The 25,307-nt window shown below is 65.5% G+C and carries 23 protein-coding genes and 1 pseudogene; 16 read left to right on the top strand and 8 right to left on the bottom strand.

Annotation, left to right across the window (positions count from 1 at the left end; genetic code table 11):
* Positions 1–146 precede the first annotated feature (146 nt).
* The gene (locus RX330_RS26065; RefSeq protein ID WP_317240375.1) at positions 147–575 is read left to right on the top strand and encodes a SufE family protein; all 429 of its coding nucleotides are present in this window, start codon (positions 147–149) and stop codon (positions 573–575) included.
* Positions 576–726: 151 nt separating this feature from the next.
* Here the strand turns inward: RX330_RS26065 and RX330_RS26070 are convergent, their stop codons facing one another.
* From RX330_RS26070 to RX330_RS26080, 3 genes are all read right to left on the bottom strand, one after another.
* Complete coding sequence (locus RX330_RS26070) at positions 727–2,121, bottom strand: M20/M25/M40 family metallo-hydrolase (protein ID WP_317240376.1); 1,395 nt, start codon at positions 2,119–2,121, stop codon at positions 727–729.
* Between the two features lie 25 nt (positions 2,122–2,146).
* Positions 2,147–3,487, bottom strand: coding sequence for a glycosyltransferase family 87 protein (locus RX330_RS26075; protein ID WP_317240377.1), 1,341 nt, complete (start codon positions 3,485–3,487; stop codon positions 2,147–2,149).
* 150 nt (positions 3,488–3,637) lie between these two features.
* Entirely contained in the window at positions 3,638–5,260 is a 1,623-nt protein-coding gene (locus tag RX330_RS26080; RefSeq protein WP_317240378.1) for a helicase HerA-like domain-containing protein, read from the bottom strand.
* Positions 5,261–5,593: 333 nt separating this feature from the next.
* Between RX330_RS26080 and RX330_RS26085 the strand changes: the two genes are divergently transcribed.
* The 9 genes from RX330_RS26085 (at position 5,594) to RX330_RS26125 (ending at position 13,750) form a co-directional block, all read left to right on the top strand.
* Positions 5,594–5,959 (top strand): DUF2267 domain-containing protein, encoded by a 366-nt coding sequence (locus RX330_RS26085; protein ID WP_212081300.1) that lies wholly within the window; start codon positions 5,594–5,596, stop codon positions 5,957–5,959.
* A 26-nt stretch (positions 5,960–5,985) separates the two neighbouring features.
* Entirely contained in the window at positions 5,986–6,393 is a 408-nt protein-coding gene (locus tag RX330_RS26090; RefSeq protein WP_317240379.1) for a DUF4332 domain-containing protein, read from the top strand.
* Between the two features lie 224 nt (positions 6,394–6,617).
* Entirely contained in the window at positions 6,618–7,478 is an 861-nt protein-coding gene (gene folP, locus RX330_RS26095; protein ID WP_317240380.1) for a dihydropteroate synthase, read from the top strand.
* Positions 7,475–7,843: a dihydroneopterin aldolase gene (gene folB, locus RX330_RS26100; RefSeq protein ID WP_212081297.1), complete on the top strand. Its 369-nt coding sequence runs from the start codon at positions 7,475–7,477 to the stop codon at positions 7,841–7,843. Before folP ends, folB begins: the two co-directional genes overlap by 4 nt.
* Before the next feature lies 1 nt (position 7,844).
* Positions 7,845–8,336 carry a 2-amino-4-hydroxy-6-hydroxymethyldihydropteridine diphosphokinase gene (folK, locus tag RX330_RS26105; protein ID WP_212081296.1) on the top strand — a complete coding sequence of 164 codons (492 nt, stop codon included), beginning with the start codon at positions 7,845–7,847 and terminating at the stop codon, positions 8,334–8,336.
* Between the two features lie 81 nt (positions 8,337–8,417).
* The gene (locus RX330_RS26110) at positions 8,418–10,289 is read left to right on the top strand and encodes a methylmalonyl-CoA mutase family protein (RefSeq protein ID WP_317240381.1); all 1,872 of its coding nucleotides are present in this window, start codon (positions 8,418–8,420) and stop codon (positions 10,287–10,289) included.
* On the top strand, positions 10,286–10,750 hold the full coding sequence (locus RX330_RS26115) for a GFA family protein (protein ID WP_317240382.1): 465 nt from the start codon (positions 10,286–10,288) through the stop codon (positions 10,748–10,750). The genes RX330_RS26110 and RX330_RS26115 overlap by 4 nt, the downstream gene beginning before the upstream one ends.
* A 16-nt stretch (positions 10,751–10,766) precedes the next feature.
* On the top strand, positions 10,767–12,923 hold the full coding sequence (gene scpA, locus RX330_RS26120; protein ID WP_212081293.1) for a methylmalonyl-CoA mutase: 2,157 nt from the start codon (positions 10,767–10,769) through the stop codon (positions 12,921–12,923).
* Positions 12,924–12,976: 53 nt separating this feature from the next.
* Complete coding sequence (locus tag RX330_RS26125) at positions 12,977–13,750, top strand: RsiV family protein (RefSeq protein ID WP_249153144.1); 774 nt, start codon at positions 12,977–12,979, stop codon at positions 13,748–13,750.
* Between the two features lie 7 nt (positions 13,751–13,757).
* Here RX330_RS26125 and RX330_RS26130 read toward each other — a convergent pair whose 3' ends face one another.
* Positions 13,758–14,450 (bottom strand): SRPBCC family protein, encoded by a 693-nt coding sequence (locus RX330_RS26130; protein WP_317240383.1) that lies wholly within the window; start codon positions 14,448–14,450, stop codon positions 13,758–13,760.
* On the opposite strand from RX330_RS26130, the gene RX330_RS26135 reads away from it, so the two are divergent.
* From RX330_RS26135 to RX330_RS26160, 6 genes are all read left to right on the top strand, one after another.
* Positions 14,443–15,435 (top strand): tripartite tricarboxylate transporter substrate binding protein, encoded by a 993-nt coding sequence (locus RX330_RS26135; protein WP_212081291.1) that lies wholly within the window; start codon positions 14,443–14,445, stop codon positions 15,433–15,435. The two genes, RX330_RS26130 and RX330_RS26135, sit on opposite strands and share 8 nt — an antisense overlap.
* Positions 15,436–15,641: 206 nt before the next feature.
* On the top strand, positions 15,642–16,133 hold the full coding sequence (locus RX330_RS26140) for a tripartite tricarboxylate transporter TctB family protein (protein ID WP_317240384.1): 492 nt from the start codon (positions 15,642–15,644) through the stop codon (positions 16,131–16,133).
* Positions 16,134–16,137: 4 nt separating this feature from the next.
* The gene (locus tag RX330_RS26145; RefSeq protein ID WP_212081289.1) at positions 16,138–17,649 is read left to right on the top strand and encodes a tripartite tricarboxylate transporter permease; all 1,512 of its coding nucleotides are present in this window, start codon (positions 16,138–16,140) and stop codon (positions 17,647–17,649) included.
* Between the two features lie 51 nt (positions 17,650–17,700).
* Complete coding sequence (gene meaB, locus RX330_RS26150; protein ID WP_212081288.1) at positions 17,701–18,690, top strand: methylmalonyl Co-A mutase-associated GTPase MeaB; 990 nt, start codon at positions 17,701–17,703, stop codon at positions 18,688–18,690.
* Positions 18,687–19,343: a pyroglutamyl-peptidase I gene (locus RX330_RS26155; RefSeq protein ID WP_212081287.1), complete on the top strand. Its 657-nt coding sequence runs from the start codon at positions 18,687–18,689 to the stop codon at positions 19,341–19,343. The genes meaB and RX330_RS26155 overlap by 4 nt, the downstream gene beginning before the upstream one ends.
* A 199-nt stretch (positions 19,344–19,542) precedes the next feature.
* A complete protein-coding gene (locus RX330_RS26160) occupies positions 19,543–20,913 on the top strand; it encodes a TIGR03808 family TAT-translocated repetitive protein (RefSeq protein WP_317240385.1) in 1,371 nt (456 codons plus the stop codon).
* A 132-nt stretch (positions 20,914–21,045) separates the two neighbouring features.
* Here the strand turns inward: RX330_RS26160 and RX330_RS26165 are convergent, their stop codons facing one another.
* From RX330_RS26165 to RX330_RS26180, 4 genes and pseudogenes are all read right to left on the bottom strand, one after another.
* Complete coding sequence (locus RX330_RS26165; protein WP_317240386.1) at positions 21,046–21,801, bottom strand: TIGR03809 family protein; 756 nt, start codon at positions 21,799–21,801, stop codon at positions 21,046–21,048.
* A gap of 486 nt (positions 21,802–22,287) precedes the next feature.
* Positions 22,288–24,001: pseudogene (locus RX330_RS26170) on the bottom strand (S8 family serine peptidase); the annotation flags it as partial.
* A 16-nt stretch (positions 24,002–24,017) separates the two neighbouring features.
* Positions 24,018–24,713 (bottom strand): hypothetical protein, encoded by a 696-nt coding sequence (locus tag RX330_RS26175; protein ID WP_317240387.1) that lies wholly within the window; start codon positions 24,711–24,713, stop codon positions 24,018–24,020.
* On the bottom strand, positions 24,710–25,279 hold the full coding sequence (locus RX330_RS26180) for a sigma-70 family RNA polymerase sigma factor (RefSeq protein WP_212081283.1): 570 nt from the start codon (positions 25,277–25,279) through the stop codon (positions 24,710–24,712). Before RX330_RS26180 ends, RX330_RS26175 begins: the two co-directional genes overlap by 4 nt.
* Between the last annotated feature and the right edge of the window lie 28 nt (positions 25,280–25,307).

Consider the following 25,307-nt stretch of genomic DNA (forward strand, 5'->3'; position numbering starts at 1 on the left):
CGCGACAAGACCAGATCGACCTCCCCACGCATGGAGAGCTACCAGAGGGCCGGCCGTAAGCGTTCCGATCGACAATTCGTGCCCAAACCCTATCGATTTCGGCTTCTCGGACCCCTATATTGGCGGGAAGCGGGAACACGGGCAGCATGACCACCATCGACGAAATCAGGGACAATTTCGAGCTTCTGGACGAGTGGGACGACCGCTACCGGTATGTCATCGAGCTTGGGCGCACCCTGGAACCGATGCCCGAGGCGGAACATTCCGCCGAGAACAAGGTCAATGGCTGCGTCAGCCAGGTCTGGCTCCAGAAGCTGGTCGATCGTGACGGCGGCGCGCCGATCCTGAGATATCGCGGCGACAGCGACGCACATATCGTGCGCGGTCTGGTCGCGATCGTGCTGTCGCTCTATTCCGGACGCACGCCGCGGGAGATCCTCGATACCGACGCGATCTCCGTATTCAACGAGTTCGGCTTTCGCGATCATCTGACGCCGCAGCGCTCCAACGGCCTGCGCTCGATGGTCGAGCGCATCAAGACCGATGCGAAAGAGGCGCTGGCGGAAGCGTCGTAAAGAAGCTTCGTCGGGTAGGCAAAGCGACTTGTCCGCATCGCTCGAACAGCGACGGCGGGAGCGTGCCCACGTCTTCTTCCTTCGTATTTATTCACCGAGAGATGGTGGGCACGGCGTTCTGCGCCTTTGCCCACCCCCAGGCGCCTCGCCCTTATTTTACCTCTGCCAGAGCCGCGAGGATGCGGGCCCAGGAGCGTATGCCCTTCTGGAAGCTGCGGAGGTCGTATTTCTCGTTCGGCGAGTGGATGTTGTCGTCGTCGAGCCCGAAGCCGACCAGCAGCGAGTCGAGGCCGAGCGTGCGCTTGAAGTCGGCGACGATCGGGATCGAGGCGCCGGAGCCCATCAGCACGGTCTCCTTGCCCCATTCCTCCGTCAGCGCCTTGCTGGCGGCGGCGAGCGGCTTCATGTTCCAGTCGAGTGCGACCGCGGGCGCGGCGGAATGGTCGCCGAACTCGACCTTGCAGTCGCCCGGCAGCCGTGCCGTGACGTAATCGCGGAAGGCTTTGCGGATCTTCTGCGGGTCCTGCCCCTCGACCAGGCGGAACGAGACCTTTGCCGAGGCGTGCGATGGGATCACCGTCTTGGAGCCCTCCCCGATATAGCCGCCCCAGATGCCGTTGACGTCGCAGGTCGGGCGCGACGAGGCCTGCTCGATCAGGAGGCGCCCCTTCTCGCCGGCGGGGATCGACAGGCCGATCGGCTTCAGGAACATCTCCGGCGTCAGGTTGAGCTTCTTCCATTGCTCGAGGATGTCGGGCGGCAGATCCTTCACGCCGTCATAGAAGCCGGGAATGGTGATGCGATTGTCGTCGTCGAACAGGCCGCCGAGAATTTTCGTCAGCACCCGGATCGGATTCATCGCGCTGCCGCCGAACACGCCGGAATGCAGGTCGCGATTGGCGGCGGTGATCTTCAGTTCCTCATAGAGCAGGCCCCGCAGCGAGGTGGTGATCGCCGGCGTGTTGCGGTCCCACATGCCAGTGTCGCAGACCAGCACGTAATCGGCCTTGAACTCGTCCTTGTTGGCCTCGATGAAGGGCACGAAATTCTTCGATCCGACCTCCTCCTCGCCTTCGATCAGGAAGGTGACGTCGATCGGCAGCGAGCCCGTCACCTTCTTCCAGGCGCGACAGGCTTCGACGAAGGTCATCACCTGCCCCTTGTCGTCCTCGGCGCCGCGCGCGACGATGATCCTGCGGCCGTCGGCGTGATCGGTGACGACGGGCTCGAACGGCGGGCGGTGCCAGAGATCGAGCGGATCGACCGGCTGAACATCGTAGTGGCCGTAGAAGATCACATGGGGCCGTCCGCCGGCCCCGGTCTTGCCGACGATGGCGGGATGGCCGGCCGTCGGTCTCACCTCGGTGGCGACGCCCAGGCTCGCGATGTCCTTCGCAAGATGCTCCGCCGCCGCCTTGCAATCCCCGGCAAAGGCAGGATCCGCGGAGATCGACTTGATCCGGAGCACCGCGAACAGGCGCTCCAGGCTGTTGTCGAAATCCTTGTCGATGTGGTCGAGCACGGATTGAAGCTGCGCATTGGCCATGGTCGGAGTTCCTGACGTTTGAGTCTCAAGACGGCATTTTAAGATGCCTGGGTTTTAGACCCGTCGCAGGCTGCGAGCCAGCCGCAACCGGCGGATGGCGGATGTGCCATGCGAGCGTACCCGCAAGAACGGCGGCCGCGAGAAGGTTGTTGCCCCAGGCCTGGAGGGCATTGGGAAACCACGGCAGCGCCAGCAGCAGGAGAACGCCGGCAGCGCTGAGGGCGAGCCAGGTTCCCAGGCGTACCTTTGGCCGCATGTCGAAGGCGGCGCGATGCATCAACACCGCCATCGGGAAGAACAGCCACATGAAATAGTATTGGCGCGCAAGCGGCGAGGCCACCGTGATCAGGCAGAGCAGGATGCCGAGCTCCTCGGCATCCGAGCGCGCCGTTCGCCGCGCTTGCCGCGGCATGATCGCGACGAAGCCGAGCCCGAGCAATGCCGACAATGCCAGCACGATCCAGTTTGCCGTCCGGTAGTCGACGTCGATGATATTCATCGTGCGCGGCGGCTTGTTGGGACTGTCCTGATTGTAGTTGATCGGGCGGACGAGGCGGTGCGTGACGGCGATCAGCGACTGGTTGACCCACGACCAGTTCTGCTCGTCGCGCTGGCCAAAGCCCTTTTCCGAGCTCGTTCCGACCATGCCGTGATACCAGAGCGCAAGCTCGGCCGCGTTGCGTTCGAAGCCGCGGATCGGCGCCGGCACGACATAGAGAAGGATGCCGGTGAAGGCGACCGTAGCGGCGGCAGCGGCCCATTTCCGCCGCCAAAGCAGATAGGGCAGCACCGCGATGGGAAACACCTTGATGGCGGTGGCGAGCGCGAACATGAAGCCGGCGAGCCATGGCCGCTGATGCCGCAAGCTCCAGAAACCGTAGAGCATCATCGCGAGCAGGACGAGGTTGGGCTGGCCGAGGTCGAACATGTCGAACACGAAGGGCACGGTGACGAGAACAGGCAGCGCTTCCAGCCAGGGACCCGGCTTGCGGTCCGAGCCGGCCATGACGTGGGAGAACGTTCCGGTGTACCACCAAGCCAAGGCATTCAGGATCGACAGGACGACATAGAGCGGAATCTTGCCGAACCAGCTCGGGATCGCCAGCAGGATCGCCGGCAGCGGCGGATAGATGAAGTCGAAATACTCGATGGCCGTGGCGGGATAGAGCGACCCACCCTGCAAGACCTGCTGGCCGGCCCAGTACCAGAGCAGGTAATCCTTGGTCTTGCCGCGGCCGAAAATCTCGGGGACGAGCACGTCGGCGGTCAGCAGGAGGCAGCAGAACAGGAAAAGCAGGTCGAGCGGCGCGCGCAGCGACAGGCGTCTCGGCGTATCAGGCTTGGCTAACAGGGCGAGCGAGGTCACGGGTGCGGTCCAATCGGCGGCAGAGCAGCACGTAGCAGACGGCCGAACTCTTGAAGAGGCCTTCACCGGAATTTGTGCCGGTGGTGATCGGACCTCTACCCGCGCGGAGCGAGCTTCGCCAGCCGGTCGACGGCCTCGGTCCGGCCCTGCCTATCTTCGCAGCAATCCGCCGAGCGCGCCGCGGACCAGGGTGCGGCCGATCGAGCCACCGAGCTGACCGGCAACCGACTTGCCGATATTGGCCGCCATCCCGCCGATCACCTGGTTGGTGACCGATCGCGTCACGTCCCGCGCAATGACCTGACCGGTCGACAAGCGGCCCCGCTTGACGTTGGTGCCGAAGATGGAGCCGACGATCGAGCCGATCTGGCCGAGGACACCGCCACCGCTTGCGCCGGCCGGGCCGTCCACCGTTACCGCCGTGCCGGCGATGCGTTTCTGAAGGATCTCGTAGGCGGACTCGGCATCGACGGCGGTGTCGTATTTGCCCTTCACCGGGCTTGCAACCATGATCGCCTTGCGCTCATCCGCCGTGATCGGTCCGATGCGGGCCGATGGCGGCCGGATCATCACCCGCTCCACCATCGCCGGCGTGCCGTTGCCCTCGAGAAAGGAGACCAGCGCCTCGCCCTTGCCGAGCTCCATGATCACCTTGGTGGTGTCGAGCTTCGGGTTGGGACGGAAGGTCTGGGCCGCAGCGGCGACCGCCTTCTGGTCGCGCGGGGTAAAGGCGCGCAGCGCGTGCTGCACCCGGTTACCCAGCTGTCCGAGCACGCGATCGGGCACGTCGACCGGGTTCTGTGTCACGAAGTAGACGCCGACGCCCTTGGATCGGATCAGACGCACCACCTGCTCGATCTGGTCCAACAGCGCCTTGGGCGCGTCGTTGAACAGAAGATGCGCCTCGTCGAAGAAGAACACGAGCTTCGGCTTTGCCAGATCGCCGGCTTCGGGCAGCTCCTCGAACAGCTCCGACAGCATCCACAACAGGAATGTCGCATAAAGCCGCGGGCTCTGCAGCAGCTTGTCGGCGACGAGGATGTTGACCATGCCGCGGCCGTCGCGGTCGGTCTTCATGAAATCCTTCAGCGTCAATGCCGGCTCACCGAAGAATTTGGTACCGCCCTGGTTCTCCAGCACCAGGAGCTGCCGCTGGATCGTGCCGACGGTGGCCTTGGTGACGTTGCCGAACCCCTGCGCGGCCTTCTTGACGTCGGCCAGCGGGCTCTCTTCGGCATCTGCGCCCTTCTTGCCGGCATCCGGCACGATGGCATCGAGCAGCGCGCGCAGATCCTTCATATCGATGAGGGTCAGCCCGTTGTCGTCGGCGACACGGAAGGCGACGTTGAGCACGCCTTCCTGCACCTCGTTCAGATCGAGCATGCGTGCGAGCAGAAGCGGCCCCATTTCCGTGACGGTCGCCCGCACCGGATGGCCCTGCTCGCCGAACACGTCCCAGAACACCGTCGAGAACTGGTCGGGCTGGAAATTCAGTCCCATCGCGGTGGCGCGCTTGAGGATGAAGTCCGCGGGCACACCGATCTCGGAGATGCCGGAGAGGTCGCCCTTGATGTCGGCCGCGAAGACCGGAACACCGGCGCGTGCAAATCCTTCCGCCATCACTTGCAAAGTCACGGTCTTGCCGGTTCCGGTTGCGCCCGTGACGAGGCCGTGGCGATTGGCGAGCGCCAGCGTCAGCCAGGCCTGCTCGTCTCCCTTGCCGACGAAGAACTTGTCGTCGGTATCGCCGAGCTTGCTGTCCTGTGCGGTCATTGTTCTCTCTGATCTCTCTGCCGGGTTTCGCGTCTTGAAACTCAAAGGCGGTAGTTCCGTAGTTTAATGCATGTCGCACGTCGATTGAAACCGTTCAACGCGCCCGGCCTGCGACATTGTCGGATAGGTGGACGACATCAGCCGAAAGTAGGCACGAGCCGTTCGCAACGCGGCAATTTTTCGCCTATTCCATCTCCGCTCGTGCAGCGCTGCAACACCTTTCGCGCGTTCGAAGATGAATCGCGACGACGACCGCGTTCATCGCTTGTATTTCACATCACACCGGCTCAAGATCATTTTTGAGAGCATACAACCGGCTGAGGGGCGGGCCTTATGGACGAGCTGATCGGGCGGCTGGCGACAAACGCCAGCATAGATGGTGCTGTCGCTGAAAAGACCGTCGGCATCATCCTGGGCTTCCTCCGCAGCGAGGGTCCTTCCGACAGCGTGCAGGCCCTGATCGATCAGATCCCCGGAGCGGAAGCCGCAATCGAGGCCTCCAGGAGCGGCGGCGGACTGTCACGGCTGATGGGCGGCGGCCTGATGGCGGTCGGCACGCGCCTGATGGGCCTGGGACTTGGCATGTCGGAGATTCAAAACATCGCTCGTGAACTTTTCCGCTTCGGTCGAGACAAAATCGGAGCAGATCAGATGGGCAAGATCGTTGCGGGGACGCCGGGCCTCAGCCAGTTCGCCTGAAGCCTTGGCATTTCATATCGAGTATCATGACATATCCGATCTCCGAGATTGAGGGCCTGTCGGTCTTTGCCGCCAACAAGCTGAAGGCGCTGGGCATCCGCACCACCGATGCGCTGCTCGAGGCGGCCGGCACGGTAAAGGGCCGCAAGGCGCTTTCCGCCCAGACCGGCATCAGCGAGCAGTTGCTGCTGGAATGGGCCAACGTCTCCGACTACATGCGCATCCCCGGCATGGGCCGCGCCAAGGTCGGCCTGGTCCGCGCCGCCGGCGTCACCACCGTGCGCGAGCTCGCCTATCGAAATCCGGCCAGGCTCGCCCAGAGCATGCGCGACGCCAACGAGAAGAAGAAGCTGCTCCGCATCCTGCCGTCCGAGAAGTCGGTCGGCGACATCATCGCCAAGGCGAAGAAGCTGCAGCCGAAGATCACGTATTGATACCAGCTCCGTCATCCTGAGGTGCGAGACGTGCGACGCATAGCGTCGCACGCGGAGCCTCGAAGGATGGCCGGCCACCTTCACATCGGTACGGAGAAAGCCGGGCCGTCGCCCTTCGAGGGCCGCTGAAGAAGCGGCCACCTCAGGGTGACGGTTAGAGAGTGGCGTTCATTCAATCCCCTCCCCGCTTGACTCCCCCTCCCCGACCGCGCAAAGCCACGCGCATGAATGCCTCGCCCTCCCCATCCGTCCCGCCGGCCGGCTCGGCCGGGCTTGATCCGCTGCGGACGCTGCTGGAACGGCCCATTCCGGCGGTGATGGGCGTGCTCAATATCACCCCGGACTCCTTCTCCGATGGCGGCGAGTTCATCGCGCCCGAGCAGGCGCTCGCCCGGGCGCGGGCGATGATCGCCGATGGCGTCGACATCATCGATATCGGCGCCGAGTCCACCCGGCCCTACAAGGGCGCGAAGGCCGTCACGGCGGACGACGAGCTCGCCCGGCTGAAGCCGGTGCTGGCGGGCGTGGTCGCCCTCGGCGTGCCGGTCTCGATCGACAGCATGAAGGCGGAGGTGGTGGCCTTCGCGCTCGATCAGGGCGCGGCGATCGCCAACGACGTCTGGGGCCTGCAGCGCGACGCCGCGATGGCGCCCCTGGTGGCCGCGAAAGGCGTTCCGGTCATCGTCATGCACAACCGCGACGACGCCGATCCCGCCATCGACATCATCACGGACATGAAGACGTTCTTCCTGCGTTCGCTGGATATCGCCGCTAAGGCTGGCATCGCGCGCGACAAGATAGTGCTCGACCCCGGCATCGGCTTCGGCAAGACCGCCGAGCAGAGCATGACCGCGCTGGCGCGCTTGCGCGAATTCGAGATGTTCGGCCTGCCGATCCTCGTCGGTGCCTCGCGAAAACGCTTCATCGCCTCGGTGTCGCCGTCCGAGCCGAAGGAGCGGCTCGCCGGTTCGATCACCGCGCACCTGATCGCCGCGCAGCGCGGCGCAAAGATCATCCGGACCCATGACGTCGCCGAGACCCTGCAGGCCCTGCGGGTGGCGAACGCAATCGAGGGCAAGCAATGACCGATACGATCTTCGTCACCGGCCTGTCGATCCACGCCCGCCACGGCGTGATGGACCACGAGACCGAGGTCGGCCAGCGCTTCGTCATCGACCTCGAGCTCTACACCGATTTGTCGGAGCCCTCGCGCAGCGACAGGCTCGCCGACACCGTGTCCTACGCCGACGTCGTGGCGACGACGACGGCGGCGTTCAAGAACACCAATTACAGGCTGCTGGAGCGCGCAGCCGGCGCGGTGGCCGACGCCATCCTCTCGCACTTCCCGCGCATCCGCGCCGTGAAGATCACCGTGCACAAGCCGCATGCGCCGATTGCCGCGATCTTCGACGATGTCGGCATCATGCTGACGCGCTCGCGGCATCCATAAGATGGCAAGCGTGCTGATCGCGCTCGGCGGCAATGTCGGCGATGTCCGCGCGACATTCACCAAGGCGATCGCCCATATTTGCGGCGTGGCGCAGGGTGCGCTGATCGCGCGCTCCTCGGATTACGCGACGCCGCCCTGGGGCGACGAGGATCAGGCCCCCTTCATCAATGCCTGTATCGAGATCGAGACCAGTCTCGATCCGCACGCGCTGCTGTTCGTGCTGCAGAAGGTCGAGCAGAAGTTCGGCCGCACCCGGGACAAGGCGCGGCGTTGGGGACCGCGCACGCTCGATCTCGACATGATCGCCTACGACGATGTCTCCTTGCAGAAGCCCGATCTGACCCTGCCGCATCCGCGCCTGTTCGAGCGCGCCTTCGTGCTGGTGCCGCTGGCCGAAATCGCGCCCGACCGCGTGATCTCCGGCGTCCGTGTGCGCGACGGGCTCGCCAGCGTCTCGACGCAAGGCATTGAGCGGCTTCCGGATACCGGTTAACCAAAAACAACCGTTTGCAGGGACGGTCCGCCGTGGCAATTTCGCCTGCGAATAATGAGACGTTTGGGAGCCCCTCGCCGCATGACCTCCGTGACTGACGACCTGCCGCTGGCGGCGGATTTTCCCCAGGCAACCGTCGAAGACTGGCGCAAGCTGGTCGACGGCGTGCTGAAGGGCGCGCCGTTCGAGAAGCTGGTCGGCAAGACCTATGACGGGCTGAAGATCGAGCCGCTCTATCCGCGCGTGAAAGGCGTTGCCCCGGTGGTGGGGCGGCCGCTAGCGGCGCCCTGGCAGATCATCCAGCGGATCGACCATTCCGATGCGGCGCTCGCGAATGCGCAGGCGTTGCAGGATCTGGAGAACGGCGCGACCGGGCTCGCTCTGGTGTTCGCCGGCGGCAGCAGCGCTCATGGTTTCGGTCTGGAACCGTCGGCCGATGCGGTCGCAAAGGTTTTGAAGGACATCCATCTCGATGCCGGCATCGGCCTCGAGCTCCAGATCGGGCCACAGTCGCGGATGGCGGCGATCCATGTCGCGGAATATGTGAAGAGCCGGGGCCTCGACCCCGCCGCCTGCGACATCCGCTTCGGCCTCGATCCGCTCGCGGCCCTCGCGGTGTGGGGCCACAGCCCCTATACCTGGGAGGAAATCATTCCCGCCGTCGCCGGGGCCATCAAGGGCCTGGCCGGGCTCGGCTTCAAGGGCCCGTTCGTTTCTGCCGACGGCCGCGTGATCCACGATGCCGGTGGCTCCGAGGTGCAGGAGCTTGCCTTCGTGCTCTCCTGCGGCGTTGCTTATCTGCGCGCGATCGAAGGCGCCGGCATTCCTCTGGAACAGGCCCAAGGCATGGTCTATGCGCGGCTCGCCGCGGATGCCGATCAGTTCCTGACCATGGCGAAATTCCGCGCGCTGCGGCTGTTGTGGGCGCGTATCGAGACGGCCTGCGGACTGACGCCAAAGCCGCTGTTCATCGCCGCCGATACCGCCTGGCGCATGCTGACGCAGCGCGATCCATACGTGAACATGCTGCGGGCGACCATCGCGACGTTCGGGGCCGGGCTTGCCGGCGCCAACGCCATCACCGTCCTGCCGCACACACTGGCGCTCGGGCTGCCCGATCCGTTCGCCCGCCGCGTGGCGCGCAATACGCAGCTCCTGCTGCTGGAGGAAAGTAACCTTGGCAAGGTCAGCGATCCTGCGGCAGGCAGCGGCGGCATCGAGACGCTGACCGCGCAGCTTTGCGAGGCCGCGTGGGCGCTGTTCCAGGAAAGCGAGACAGCCGGCGGCGCGTTTGGCGCCCTTCAGCAAGGCCTGTTTCAGAGCAAGGTCGCGGCTGCGCGGAAGGCGCGTGACGCCAATATCGCAAAGCGCCGCGACGTGCTGACCGGCGCCAGCGAGTTTCCGAACCTGCACGAGAGCGAAACGAACGTGCTCAAGGCGACGGCGGTCGCGCTGGCACCTTATGGCGAGCAGAAATACAAGTTCGACGCGCTGCCGCCGATCCGGCTTGCGCAACCGTTCGAGGCGCTGCGCGACAAATCCGATGCGGCGTTGAAGGCCCGCGGCGCGCGGCCAAAAGTATTTCTGGCCAATCTCGGCACGCCCGCCGATTTCACGGCGCGTGCGACCTTTGCGAAAAGCTTCTTCGAGGCCGGCGGCATTCAAGCCGTCGACAGCGAGGGCTTTGCCGATCCGGCCAAGCTGGCCGCCGCCTTCAAGGCCTCCGGCGCCGAATTCGCCTGCCTTTGTTCCAGCGACAGGGTCTATGCGGAACACGCCGAAGCCGCGGCGAAGGCCCTGCAAACGGCCGGCGGGCGACATATCTATCTGGCAGGCCGCCCGACAGATGCCGAGGCCGCCCTGCGCGCGGCCGGCGTCACCGGTTTCGTCTTCGCCGGCGGCGATGCGCTTGCGACCCTGCAAGACGCCTATCGACGGATGGAGCAGGCATGACCGATATCAGCAAACCCGTTCTCACCGGCGGTTGCCAATGCGGGGCGGTGCGCTTCGGAGTCACGACGGCGCCGAACAGGGTCTCGATCTGTCACTGCCGGATGTGCCAGAAGGCGGCAGGTGCGCCGTTCGCCTCATTCGCCGACATCAACAAGACCGACTTTTCCTGGACCAGGGGACAGCCGTCGTTCTTCCGCTCCTCCACCATCGCCGAACGAGGCTTCTGCGCCTCCTGCGGCACGCCGCTGAGCTTCGGCCGCATTGACGGCGACCGGATCGAGATCATGACCGGCGCTTTCGACCGTCCCGACCGGGTGATCCCGACGCGGCAGTTCGGCACCGAATCCCGCCTCGGCTGGGTGGTCGGCATCGCCAATCTGCCGAGCCAGACCACGCAACAGAATTACGGACCGGAGAAGATGGCGACCATCGTCAGCCATCAGCATCCGGATCATGATTGAGGATATGGTTGAAGCCATGAGCCGCATTCCCAATTTCGCTGATGTTGCCTTCGAGCGAGCCGCCACCGCCGCACCATCAGGCAGTGCCGAACCGTGGCTGACGCCGGAGGGCATTCTGGTGCAGCCTGCTTATGGCGAGGCTGATCTTGCCGGGCTCGATTTCCTCGAGACCTATCCGGGCATCGCGCCTTACCTGCGCGGCCCCTACCCGACCATGTATGTCAACCAGCCCTGGACGGTCCGGCAATATGCCGGCTTCTCCACGGCGGAGGATTCCAACGCGTTCTACCGCCGCAACCTGGCGGCCGGACAGAAGGGCCTCTCGGTCGCCTTCGATCTCGCCACCCACCGCGGCTATGACTCAGACCATCCGCGTGTCGGCGGCGACGTCGGCATGGCCGGTGTTGCCATCGATTCCATCTACGACATGCGCACGCTTTTCGCGGGCATTCCGCTCGACCAGATGAGCGTGTCGATGACCATGAACGGCGCGGTGCTGCCGATCCTCGCGCTCTACGTCGCTGCCGCCGAGGAACAGGGCGTGCCGCCGGAGAAGCTGTCGGGCACCATTCAGAACGACATTCTGAAAGAGTTCATGGTGCGCAACACCTACATCTATCCGCCCGCGCCCTCGATGCGGATCATCTCGGACATTTTTGCTTACACCTCTCAGAAGATGCCGAAGTATAATTCGATCTCGATCTCCGGCTACCACATGCAGGAGGCCGGTGCGACGCAGGACCTCGAGCTCGCCTATACGCTCGCCGACGGCGTCGAATATCTGCGCGCCGGCCTTGCCGCAGGCCTCGACGTCGACCGCTTCGCGCCGCGCCTGTCGTTCTTCTGGGCGATCGGCATGAACTTCTTTATGGAAGTCGCCAAGCTGCGCGCCGCGCGCCTGCTGTGGGCGAAGCTGTTGAGGCCGTTCAACCCCAGGGATCCGCGTTCGCTCTCGCTGCGCACGCATTCCCAAACCTCTGGCTGGTCGCTCACGGCGCAGGACGTCTTCAACAACGTGATGCGCACCACCGTCGAGGCGATGGCGGCGACGCAAGGCCATACCCAATCGCTGCACACCAACGCGCTCGACGAAGCGCTGGCGCTGCCGACCGATTTCTCGGCGCGCATCGCCCGCAATACCCAGCTGTTCCTTCAGCAGGAGAGCGGCACCACCCGCATCATCGACCCCTGGGGCGGCTCATATTATGTCGAGCGGCTGACGCGCGACCTCGCGGCCAAGGCGTGGGGCCACATTCAGGAGGTCGAGGAGCTCGGCGGCATGGCCAAGGCGATCGAGGCCGGCCTGCCGAAGCTGCGTATCGAAGAGGCCTCGGCCAAGACGCAGGCCCGCATCGATGCCGGCAAGCAGGCGGTGATCGGCGTCAACAAGTACAAGCCGACCGACGAGGACAAGATCGAAATCCTCAAGGTCGACAACACCAACGTCCGCCGCTTGCAGATCGACAAGCTGACGCGGCTGAAGAGCGAGCGCAACCAGAAGGACGTCGATGCCGCGCTCGCCGCGATCACGCGGTCGGCCGGTGAAGGCAACGGCAATCTGCTGGCGCTCGCCATCGACGCGGCCCGCGCCAAGGCGACCGTCGGCGAAATTTCGGACGCGATGGAGAAGGTGTTCGGCCGTCACCGCGCCGAGATCAAATCCATCACCGGCGTCTACAAGCGGGAGGCGTCCAGCATGGGCAACCAGGTCGAGAAGGTTCAGGCGCTGATCGACGCGTTCGAGGAGGCGGAGGGCCGCCGCCCACGCATCCTGGTCGCCAAGATCGGCCAGGACGGCCACGACCGCGGCCAGAAGGTGATCGCGTCCGCGTTTGCCGATATCGGCTTCGACGTCGACATCGGGCCGCTGTTCGCGACCGCGGATGAGGCCGCGCGGCAGGCGGTCGAGAACGACGTGCACATCCTCGGCGTCTCCTCGCTCGCCGCCGCCCATCTCACCGCCGTGCCGGAGCTGAAGGCCGCGCTGAAGAAGCAGGGCCGCGACGACATCATGATCATCGTCGGCGGCGTGGTGCCGCCGCAGGATTACGACGCGCTCTACGCCGCCGGCGCCGAGGCGATCTTCCCGCCGGGCACGGTGATCGCAGAAGCCGCCGAGGAGCTGATCCGCAAGCTCAACGCGCGGCTGGGGCATAGCGAGGCGGCGGAGTAGCTTCGCCGTCGATCTTCCGATAAGAAGGATCCTGCGTGATGTTTTTCGCGCCAATGTTCATGCGCGCGCTCGCTGTCGTCACGGTTTGTAGCGCGCTGTTCGGTCCCGCCCTCGCCGCCGACCCCAAGCCCGACGCCGTCATCAACAACAAAAGTATCGAGGCGCGCGTGTTCCTCGACGATAGGATCAAGGCTGATGCGGCACTCGCGGCCGATTGCCTGGCCGAGGGCAAGAAATGGCTCGACAAGAACGCGGCCGAAGCTGCCGCCTCACGCAAAGCCGATCCGCAGTTCTTTAAAGAAGGCGGTTGGGATTTTGAGCGCAAATATGAAACGCGCTCCGTCGTCGCCGATCGCTATGTCAGCGTCCTCCGCAACGACTACATGAACACTCGCGGCGCGCATCCCAATTCGGACGTGAACACGATCCTGTGGGACAAGACCGACAACAAGCGCATCTCGATTCGGCCGTTCTTCACCGAGACCGCCGACAACGGCGCGACCATGAAGGCGATGGTGAAGGCCATCATCACCTCGCTGAAAGCCGAGAAGAAGAAGCGCGACGCCAGCGAGACCGCAACCGACGAATGGTTCAAGGAGTCGAAACCGACCCTGCTGAAGATCGGCGCGGTGACGCTCGCGCCGTCAACTGAAGCCGGAAAGAGCTCCGGCCTCACCTTCCACTACCCACCCTACGCCGTCGGTCCCTATGCCGAGGGCGAGTACGTCGCCTTCGTGTCCTGGGAGACGCTGAAGCCTTACCTTACAGCGGAAGGCAACCGCATCTTCGGCGGCGCGCGGCCCAAGGGCGATGCGGACGAGCCGTGAGCGATCGCTAACCGGCCCGAGCCAGCGTCCGCGCAAGCGAATCCGTCCAACTGGGAATCCAGGACGCAAACAACGCTTGCCAGCGATCGGCGTCCGCGGGCTCTGTTTCGAGGTCGACCGACCATTCGATGAGCGTGCGGTCGCCCTCGGTGATCGGGCGCAGATGCATGGTGCCTTGATAACGCGTCGGCGCCGGCATCCGGCTTCCGTCGTCTTCCGGGTACGGCAGCGCTTCAAGACCGGCATAGGTCAGGCTGTGCTGATGGTCCGAGTGATCGACCAGGCTCTGGCGAATCCAATTGCCGAGATAGCAGAAGCGCCTGATGGCGCCGACTTCGTCGCCGCGCTTGTCGTCTTCGATCACGCTCTCGCTGACGCCGTCGATATAAGCGGGATAATTGTTGAAATCGCGGATCAGCGACCAGATTTCGTCCAGCGGGCGGTCCAGCACGGCGCTGTAATAGGCTTGGGTCATGGATGGCTTGCCTTTGGCTTTCGTTGCGCGCGCAGATTGACGGCGCGTGCGGGCAAAACCCACCCGATTTCCGACTGCCCATCCGATGGGCATGCCATTTTCACACAGCATGGCGATCTCGTTGGTAGCGCTACCTTGCGGCGACGCTGCAAAGCCGACTAGAATGTCGCCATTGACAAGAGCGCCCGGCGTCACGGGCGCCGCTGGGAGGCATTCAATGTCCAAGATTTCGCGCCGCACCTTTGCGGCTTCGACGGCCGCAGTCGCCGCATCCGCCGCTTTCGGATTCAAGCCTGCACTCGCACAAGCCTATCCGGCCCGGCCGGTCACAGTGATCGTGCCCTGGGGCGCCGGCGGTGGAACCGATGCGACCGCGCGCATCGTCGCGGCGCTGCTGGAAAAGGACCTCGGCCAGCCCTTCAACGTGGTCAATCGCACCGGCGGCTCCGGCGTCGTCGGCCACAGTGCGATCGCGACCGCGCAGCCCGACGGCTACACCATCGGCATGCTCACCGTCGAAATCTCGATGATGCACTGGCAGGGCCTCACCGAGCTGACGCCGAAGAGCTACACGCCGCTGGCGCTGATGAACGAGGACCCGCCCGGCATCCAGGTCTCCTCGTCCTCGCCGTACAAGACGGTCAAGGAACTCGCCGACGCGATCAAGGCGGCGCCTCCCGGCAAGTTCAAGGCCTCGGGCACCGGCCAGGGCGGCATCTGGCATCTGGCGCTGGTCGGCTGGATGCAGGCGATGGGCCTGCCCGCCAACCAGGTCGCCTGGGTGCCCTCGAACGGCGCGGCGCCGGCGATGCAGGATCTCGCCGCCGGCGGTCTCGACCTCACCACCTGCTCGGTGCCGGAGGCGCGCGCGATCATCGAGGCGGGCAAGGCCAGGAGCCTCGCCATCATGGCGCCGGCGCGCAACCCGATCTTCAAGGACGTGCCGACGCTGAAGGAGGCGATGGGCATCGACTACGCCACCGGCGCCTGGCGCGGCATCGGCGCGCCGAAGAACCTGCCGCCGGAAATCGCAACGAAGCTCACCGCGGCCCTGAAGAAGGTCTACGACTCCGCCGAGTTCAAGGACTTCATGAGCAACCGCGGCTTCGGCACCGTGTGGGGCGATGCGGCCCATTTCGCCGGCTTCATGGACAAGGGGGACGCCCAGATGGGCGAGGCGATGAAGGCGGCGGGCCTGAGCAAGGCGTGATGTTTCACCTCGCCCCGCGCTTGTCCGCCGAAGCCTTGGCGAAGGAGGATGCGGACAGAGGTCGGAATTCAAGCTCAGCTTGAATTCCGGATGAGAGGAGCTCTCCACGAGTCCGACTCTCACTGTGCCCGCGGAGATTCCCCCTCACCCTGACCCTCTCCCCGCAAGCGGGGCGAGGGAGAAGAACACTGACAGGACTTGCTCTCATGCGTCTTCCCGACTCCGTCACGGGATCGTTTCTCGTCGCGCTCGGTGCGGCGGCCGCCTATGGGGGCTGGATCTTGCCGCCAGTGCCGGGGCAACCGGTCGGCCCCAACGTATTTCCGCTGGTGATCGGCTGCGGCCTTGCATTGTGCGGGCTCGCGATCGTGTTCGGCATCGGCCGCTCCTTCGAGGAGGAGGAAGCGCTCGTCCCGTTCGAGAACGGCCAGGCCGCAGCGCCGCCCCCGCAAGGCAAGCTCTACGGCCTGCGTGCGCTGCTGCCGCCGGCGCTGCTGCTGTTCTACGTCTTCGCGGCGGACCGGCTCGGCTTCATCATCACCGCGGCGATCATGGTCTACGTCACCTCGACCGCATTAGGGGCCAGGTGGAAGCTGGCGCTGCCGCTCGCGGCGCTTTCGCCGTTCGCCATCCACCTCATCTTCGGCAAGCTGCTCCGCGTACCGCTGCCCGCCGGCCTGTTACCGGCGCCCTGGTGATCCCATGCTGAAAACCCTGATTGATGCTTTCGCGCTGATCTCCACCTGGGAGGTCATCATCTCGATGTTCGCTGCGTCCGTGTATGGCCTCGTGATCGGCTCGCTGCCGGGCCTGTCGGCGACGATGGCGACCGCCCTGCTCGTCCCCGTCACTTTCTACCTGTCCCCGATCGCGGCGATCGCAACCATCGTCGCGGCCTCCTCGATGGCGATCTTCTCCGGCGACATTCCCGGCGCGCTGCTGCGCATTCCCGGCACGCCGGCGTCTGCCGCCTATGCCGACGAGGCCTACGCCATGACGCGCAAGGGTCAGGCCGAGCTCGCGCTCGGTGCCGGCGTGTGGTTCTCCGCAATCGGCGGCATCGCCGGGGTGCTGTCGCTGATGATCCTGGCGCCGCCGCTGGCCGAAATCGCGCTGTCGTTCTCGACCTTCGAATATTTCTGGCTGGCGCTGCTCGGCCTGATGTGCGCCACTTTGGTCGCGCGTTCCTCGCCGGTGAAGGCGATCGCGGGCATGTTCATCGGCCTCCTGGTGGCCTGCATCGGTATCGAGAATCCCGGCGGGGTGCCGCGCTTCACCTTCGGCCTCACCGATCTGTTCGGCGGCATCGAGCCGATTCCGGCGCTGGTCGGCGTGTTCGCGGTGGCGCAGGTGATGCGCGCGATGCTCACGCCCGAGCCGCCGCCGCTGCCGCGGCGAAAATTCGGAAGCATCCTGGCCGGCCAGTGGAAGCTGACCAAGCTGTATCGCTGGCAGATGACGCGCGGGAACATCGTCGGCATCATCATCGGCGTGCTGCCCGGCGCCGGCGCCGACATGGCCGCCTGGGTCTCCTATGCGATGTCGAAACGCTTCTCGAAGGAGCCGGAGAAGTTCGGCACCGGCCATGTCGAGGGCCTGGTCGAGGCCGGCGCCAGCAACAATGCCAGCATCGCCTCCGGCTGGGTGCCGTCGCTGCTGTTCGGCATCCCCGGCGACACCATCGCCGCGATCGCGATCGGCGTGCTCTACATGAAGGGCCTCAATCCCGGCCCGACGCTCTTCACCGAAAAGGCGTCGAGCATGTACGCGATCTATCTGATGTTCATCATCGCGAACATCATGATGATTCCGCTCGGCATCGCCATGATCCGCGTCGCGGCCTACATCCTGCTGGCGCCGCGCTCCGCCATCATGCCGATCATCATGCTGTGCTGTGCGGTCGGCTCGTTCGCGATCGGCAACAACATGTTCGGCGTCGTCACCGTCGCCGCCTTCGGCGTGATCGGCTACGTCATGGAAGCGAACGGCTATCCCGTCGCCGCCATGGTGCTCGGCATCGTCATGGGCACCATGGTCGAGCAGGCCTTCGTCACCTCGCTGATCAAGTCCGACGGCAGCATCTTGCCGTTCTTCGAACGCCCGGTCGCCGCGATCCTCGCCGCCATGGCCATCGGCGCCCTGCTGTGGCCGGTGATGGTGTGGGTGTGGCGTAAGGTGAAACAGCCGCAGACGGCGGCGGCAGCATCCCGGTGATATCGGGCGGGCGGGCCTCGCCTGCCTCGCCTCGGCGTTGTAAAGCAGGGCATGATCGAGAAGAAAGCCCCGCCGGACATCAAGACCATCGCCAGGGAGCTGCGCGCCGGCAGCCGCGCCGCCCTTGCGCGCGCCATCACGCTGGTGGAGAGCCGGCGCCCTGACCACCAGGCGCTGGCGCGGGAGCTGGTGCAGATGCTGCTGCCCGACACCGGCAAGGCGTTCCGCGTCGGCATCACGGGATCGCCGGGCGTCGGAAAATCCACCACCATCGACGCGCTCGGCACCTATCTCATCGAGCAGGGCCACAAGGTCGCGGTGCTCGCGGTCGATCCGTCCTCGGCGCGCAGCGGCGGCTCGATCCTCGGCGACAAGACGCGGATGGCGCGGCTGTCCGCCTCGGACGATGCGTTCATCCGGCCTTCGCCGTCCTCGGGCACGCTCGGCGGCGTTGCGGCCAAGACGCGCGAGGCCATGCTCTTGTGCGAGGCGGCGGGCTTCGGTGTCGTGCTGGTCGAGACCGTCGGCATCGGCCAGTCCGAGACCGCCGTTTGCGACATGACCGACTTCTTTCTCGCGCTGATGCTGCCGGGCGGCGGCGACGAGTTGCAGGGCATCAAGAAGGGCCTGGTCGAGCTCGCCGACATGATCGCCATCAACAAGGCCGACGGCGACAATCTCAAGCGTGCCAGGATCACGGCGGCCGACTACCGCGGCGCGCTTCATATTCTCAGCCCGCGGTCCGAGCATTGGCATCCGCCGGTCGAGACCTATTCGGCGCTCACCGGTGATGGCATCGCAGAAATCTGGCAGAAAATCTTGGATCATCGCAAGGCGATGAACGCATCCGGCGATTTCGCCGCGCGGCGGCGCGACCAGCAGGTGAAATGGATGTGGTCGATGCTGGAGCAGCGGATGCTGGCGCGGCTGCGCAGCGAGGCCTCGGTGCGGACCAAGGTGAAGAAGATCGAAGCTGAGGTCGCCGAGGGCCATCTCACGCCGGCACTCGCCGCCGAGCGTATCCTGGAGTTGCTGAAATGAGCGAAAGGCTTCGCATTCTCCTCACCGGCTTCGGGCCGTTTCCCGGAGCGCCCTATAATCCAACGAAGCCGCTAGTGACGAGGCTGACGCAATTGCGCCGGCCGGCGCTCGACGATGTCGAGCTCTCGAGCCACATTTTTCCGGTGACTTATGCGGCAGTCGACCGCCAATTGCCCGAGGTGCTTGCAAAGCAGAAGCCGGACGCGCTGTTGATGTTCGGCCTCGCTGCACGCACACCTTACCTGCGCATCGAGACCCGCGCGCGCAATGCCGTCACCATGCTCTGGCCCGATGCCGCCAACACCCGGTCGAGCAAACGTGGCATCGCAGGCCACGCGGACGCGATGAATTTCGGCCCGCACACGGCAAGACTGCTGCGCGCCGCACGCCTCACCGGCATCGATGCACGGCCCTCGCGCGATGCCGGCGCCTATCTCTGCAATTACTTGAGCTGGCGCGCGATCGAGCGCGTCAGGGCCGGCGGGCCGAGGCTCGCCGCGTTCATCCACATTCCGCTGCTCGCGCGCAGCGGCGCGGTACGCCGCAAGGGCGCGCCGCGCATCACGCTGGAGGAGCTTGTGGATGCGGGAGAAGCCATGCTGATGGAGATGGTGGGGCTGGCAAGGAAGACGCGGAACACGCAGGTTTCGTAGGGCGGGCAAAGGCGCGCTTGCGCCGTGCCCACCATCTCGCCCTGATCTGCCGCGAAATCGTGGGCACGCTTGGCTTTGTCCACCCTACGGCATCGTCGCCGCGGTAAACATTTAACCCTACCGCGAACAATCCTCACGGCCCCTGCCGGGCTGCGCTACCTACGTCGCGCGGACGCCCGCGTCCGCCGGAGGACGCGTCATGGACCTCAATCGCCGTCATCTCATCGGGGCTTCGACGGCCGGCATCGCCGGTGCCCTCGCCATGCCCGCCGACGCGGCGCGGGCGGCGCCGCTGACGTCCCTGCTCGGCCGCGACGCCACGCAATACGGCGTGCGGCCAGGGAGCAGCGAAGATCAGACCCGAGCCCTTCAACGCGCCATCGACGAGTCCGCGCGGGCGCAAATGCCGCTCGCCCTGCCGCCCGGCATCTACCGGACCGGCCTGCTGCGACTGCCGAACGGCGCACAACTCATTGGCGTCCGCGGCGCGACCAAGCTCCTCTTCACGGGCGGAGCGTCGGCAATTCAGAGCGACGGTTCCGATGCGATCGGGCTGACCGGCATCAGCTTTGACGGCGGCAAGTTTCCGCTGCCAACCCGGCGCGGCCTGATCCACATCCTGGGCGGACGCGACGTCCGCATCACCGATTGCGAGGTCACCGGTTCCGGCGGCAGCGGCATCTGGCTCGAACAGGTGTCGGGCGACATCTCCGGCAATATCCTCACAAGTATCGCGCTGACGGCGGTGGTCTCGTTCGACGCCAAGGGTCTCAGCGTGTGCCGCAACACCATCACCGGCACCAACGACAACGGCATCGAGATCCTGCGCACCGCCATCGGCGACGACGGCACGCTGGTCGCGGATAACCGCATCGAGGACATCAAGGCCGGCCCGGGCGGCTCCGGGCAGTACGGCAATGCCATCAACGCCTTCCGTGCCGGCAACGTGATCGTGCGCGGCAACCGGATCAAAAATTGCGACTATTCGGCCGTGCGCGGCAACTCCGCCTCGAACATCCACATATCAGGCAATAGCGTCAGCGACGTGCGCGAGGTTGCGCTTTACTCCGAGTTCGCGTTCGAGGCCGCGGTGATTGCCAACAACACCGTGGATGGCGCCGCCGTCGGCGTCTCCGTCTGCAATTTCAACGAGGGCGGCCGCATCGCCGTGGTCCAGGGCAACATCATCCGCAATCTGATCCCGAAGCGCCCGATCGGCACCGCGCCGGACGACGACGCCGGCGTCGGCATCTACATCGAGGCTGATTCATCGGTGACCGGCAACGTGATCGAGAATGCGCCGTCCTATGGCATCGTCGCCGGCTGGGGCAAATATCTGCGCGACGTCGCGATCACCGGCAACGTGATCCGCAAGGCCCTCGCGGGTGTCGGCGTCTCCGTGGTGCCGGGAGCCGGCACCGCGCTCGTCAACAACAACATGATCTCGGAGACCCCGCGCGGCGCCGTGGTCGGCCTCGATCACGCGCGCGCGGTGACCTCGGATCTGTCAGCGGACGGCGCGCAGCGGTTTGCGCAGGTGGTGCTCGGCGGGAATGCAGTGCGAAAGTAGGCCTCTCAAGTCGGCGGACGGGCCGTGCATGCTTCGAAGCTCCCGATGGGGCGCGACGCGCCCCGTCACTCGCGCCTCAGGATGACGGGGGCAAGAGGTGCAGTTGCATCCCCTTTGCCCATATTCAGAACCTTAGAACGCGTTCCGCAGTAGCGGGTACTTGGCTTCCAGGCCGTCGAGGCTGAGGGTGAATTCGACGACGCGCTCGGGGGCTGCGACGATCTCGGCCGCGGGCGGAGTGAACTGCGGCAGGAGCGCTGCCATTGCAGCAGGCGCGGCGACCGGCGGCCTCACGACTGGCGCGGTGAGTGGCGCCATCGTGGCGGGCGAGGCGAGCGGCGACCTCACGGCAGGTGCGGTGAACGGTGCCTTCGCTGCTGGGGCTCTCAGCGGTGGCATCTCGGCAGGCGCGGTGAACGAGGCCATCGCGGCAGGCGCCGCAAGCGGTGCGGGCGTTGCGAGCGGTGCAATCGGGGTTTCGGCGATCTCGGCCAGAGCGTCCGGCTTCGGATCGAGCCTGACCGGCACCGCGGTCTCGGGGACGATGAGGACGGCCTTCGGCTGCACGGTCTGCGCCGGCTGCTCGCGCGGAAACACGCGGGGCATCGTCGCCGGCGACCAACCGAATGCAGGCGTCACGCTCGCAGCCGCCTCGGCGACGTCTCCGCCGGTCGCCAGCGCGCGCCAAGTCTCGACGGCACGCTTGGCCTCCTGGATGTTTTCGAGGAATGCGATTTCGGAATGATAACGGCGCCAGCGCCCGGTCTCGAACATTTCGGAGAGATGCTGCAATCGCTGCTCGGCAAGAGCGCACCAGCGTGCCGCGACGTCGCGGCCAACGGCTACGGCGCGAACAGACGCGCCGTTGGATTCTTGGCGATGTGTCATAGTCCAGCCCGTCAGGAGAAAAACACGGACGCGAAGACGCAACGCACACGAATCAATTTAGACGCGACATGAATATTTTGTGGAAAAGTTTTGTCTTGTCCAGCAACGACACCGCGCTCGTCGCCAATCACCGTAGTCGTGCGGAGATTTGCCGTGTTTTCGAGTCAAGCTTCACACAAGCATAAGGGGCTTGCGGCGCCCCGAACGACCGATTGCGACGAACACAGGGCGCCCTTCAACCGCAAGCTGAGCGCGCACGAGGCTTCAAAAAATCGGATGTCCAAAAAGAAAAGACCCGTCCGGGGGGACAACCGGACGGGTCGAGCCATATGGGCGCTTGGGGTGGATGGGCGCTCGCGCCTAATATGACTGATGGGGAGGGATGACCGCTCCCACATAATTTGGTCGTGGCAGCTTGGCTGAACGTTCAACGCGACGTTTGCTTTTTTGACCTCCGGTCCGCGCGCATCTTTGTCGCAGCTGGCATCGCGCCGCCGGCCTATCCGCCTGAGAAATCGTGGATTTATCGGTCAGCGCTCGACAGCGAGGGCTGTTCGATCGCGCGGCTGCCGGGCGCGTCACGGCGCGTCCCGGCATCTTCACGTTTTGTTGTACCGGACGCCGCCGCAACCGGCGTCGCGCTCTCGACGGGAACAGCCATGACCGCAGCGAACGCATCGGTCTGGCCGTCACCGAAAAGCTCGTCACGTCCGGGGGAGCCGAGATCGCGCGCGGTCTTCACCAGCGTCATGCGCAGCGCCTCCGGTTTCAAGGCGTAATTGCGCTCCAGCAGCAACGCCGCGACGCCGGAAACATAGGCGGCCGAGAACGAAGTTCCCGACGTTATCTGGTACTTGCCGTCCGGCGCCGGCAGGAAGATGTCGACCCCGGGCGCGGCGACGGCAATGTAGTTGCCGCGGTTGGACGCGGTGAACAGCCGGTCCTGCTGGTCGGTCGCGCTGACCGCGATCACGTTGGGATTGGCGGCCGGGTAGAGCGGCGGCGATTTCGCGCCGGCATTGCCGGCGGCCGCAATCAGCACGAGGCCGCGCGCAGCGGTCGCCGCGATGGCGCGCTCGATCACCGCGTCCTTCGGACCGGCAAAGCTCATATTGACGATCTGCGCGCCGTGCTCGGCGGCGTAATTCAGCGAGCGCAGAATGATGTAGGACGAGCTCTCGGCGCCGCCGTTGGTGCCGCCGAAGGCACGGATCGCGATGATGCGCGCCTCGGGCGCGCTGCCCATCAGCCGGGCATGCGCCACGATCGCACCGGCGATGCCGGTGCCGTGGATGTGCGGTCCCTCGGTGCTGCCGAGCGCGTCGAAATTGTCGGAGACGGAATTGGCAAGCTCGGGATGCTTGGCGTCGATGCCGGAGTCGATCACCGCAACCGTGACGTTGGCACCATGCGCGAGCGTATGCGCCTGCGGCAGGCGGAGCTTGGCCAATGCATATTGCGCGGGATCGCCCTCGCGCGGGGGCGCCGATTTCTGGTCCTGGAGCACGTAACGGAAGTTCGGCTGGACCGAGCGCACGCTGCTGTCGGCCGCGAATTCGCGCCGCACCGTCTCGTAGGGCCGGCCATCGGCGATGCGGAACAGACCGAACGTGGCCCCGATCAGCGGGAAGCTCTCCGAAGCGATGCGCGTCAAGCCGTGGCGGCGGGCAAGCTCGTCGGCATCGCCGGGCGACAGCGCCCCATCGATCTCCGCCACGAATTCGTTGGCGAAGCTGCGCGAGGCGACCGCAACCGGCGTGTTGTTGCCAGGCGCCTTGCCGGCGTTTTTCTTGCCTGATTTTCCGGTGCCCTGGCCACCTGCGTTCGGCTGCCCCGTACACTCGCCGTCAGCATCACGATAGGGTGCGGAGCAGGCCGGATAGAGATTTGGCGAATAGCGCGCATGGGGCAGCACCGGCGTCGTCGGCCGGATGCGCGACGTCGTGGTGTGGGGAATGGTCGCCATCGTCCGCGGCGCACGGTCGACGCTGACCGCTCGGGCGGCAATGCCGGGGGTGACGCGGGGGGCGATGTTCGGAGAGATGGTCGGCGTTCGCGAGGGCACGCTGATCGTGGGCGTGCGCATGATCGCCTGCGCCTCTGCGACCTCGACGCCGAAACAGGCGGCGATCAGAAGCACGGCGCCGACCGATGAAGCGTAGACCCCGGCGCGCAATCTGCTTTCGGACTTGCCCGTCATCGGTTCAGCGGCGCGCCTAGGGCGCCGCGACGGCGAGGTTGACGAACTTCTCGCGCTGCATCTTGCCGAGCAGCGAAGCGAGCTCGTCCTGGCTCATGGCCCTGTCGAACTGGAGGCGGAACATGCCGCCCTTGGCCCCGTCGACGATCGAGGCGTGGTAGCTGTCGAGCAGCCCGGTGATGTCGGCGATGCGCGCCTCGGGCGTGAAGCGCACCAGCGCGCGCGCCGGCGCAGCTGCACTGCCAAGCTCGCGTGTGATCGGAGCGCTGGTCGAGAGCGAAGCGGTCTGGAAGGTCGCCGGCTGGTTCTTCATCAGCACGGCGCCGATCACACCGGCCTGCAGCACGAGCGCGACGGCGCCAAGGCTCGCCGACCAGGCCAGCGTGCGCGGCGACAGGCTCGCGAAGAAGGTCGAGAGCCGCGCCGACAGCGGCAGCGAACCGCTCGCCCGCGCCGGCTCGGTGTCGATCGCGGCGAACAGCTTCTGCATCGCGCGCGTCGACGGAGCCCCTAAGCTCTCGTTCAGATGAATGGTCTCTTCGTACTCGCCGCGGATCACGGCATATTGCCTGGCAAGCTCGGGATCGCGCGCCAGCGCCTCTTCGACACGGCGCGCATCGCGCGCGTTCAGCGTGCCGGCGGCGTGCCACGGCAGCAGCAGTTCAATTTCACTGGGCTCTTGCTCCAGCATCTTCTTGCTCAAAGCCATCATGGCCAGCCTCGCTCAATGCCGGCTGCCTTCAGCAGTTCGGCCAGTTTCTTGCGCGCGTAGAACAAGCGCGTCTTCACGGTGTTCTCCGGTATCCCGACGATTTCGGCCACCTCTTCCACGGACTTCTCGTGGTAGTAGACGAGATCGACGATTTCCCGATGGTCGGGCGAGAGGCCCGTCAGACACTCCCGCAACGCCTCACTGGTATCCTTTTTCTGCACCACCGTTTCCGGATCGTCGGATGTATCCTCGATCGCGTTGGCGGCCTCTTCGTCGAGCTCGAAATCCTTCCTGCGCCGGAGCGCAGACAGGGCCTTGAAACGGGTGATCGCCAGCAGCCAGGTGGAAACGGCGGATCGACCCTCGAACTTGCCGGCTTGACGCCAGACGTCCAGAAACACCTCGCTGATGAGGTCTTCCGCCGCCTGCTCGTTCCGCACGAGCCTGAGACCGAACCTGTAAACCCTGACATGATGCCGCCCGTACAGCACCTGCATGGCGAGCCGGTCACCCTGAGCGATCCTGGCGATCAGGACCTCGTCCGAAGCCGCCTGTGTCACGCTCAAAGGCCGTCTCGCAAAGTTGGTCGGGTCG

It is taken from the genome of Bradyrhizobium sp. NDS-1, from assembly GCF_032918005.1.
GTDB classification, from domain to species: Bacteria; Pseudomonadota; Alphaproteobacteria; order Rhizobiales; family Xanthobacteraceae; genus Bradyrhizobium; species Bradyrhizobium tunisiense.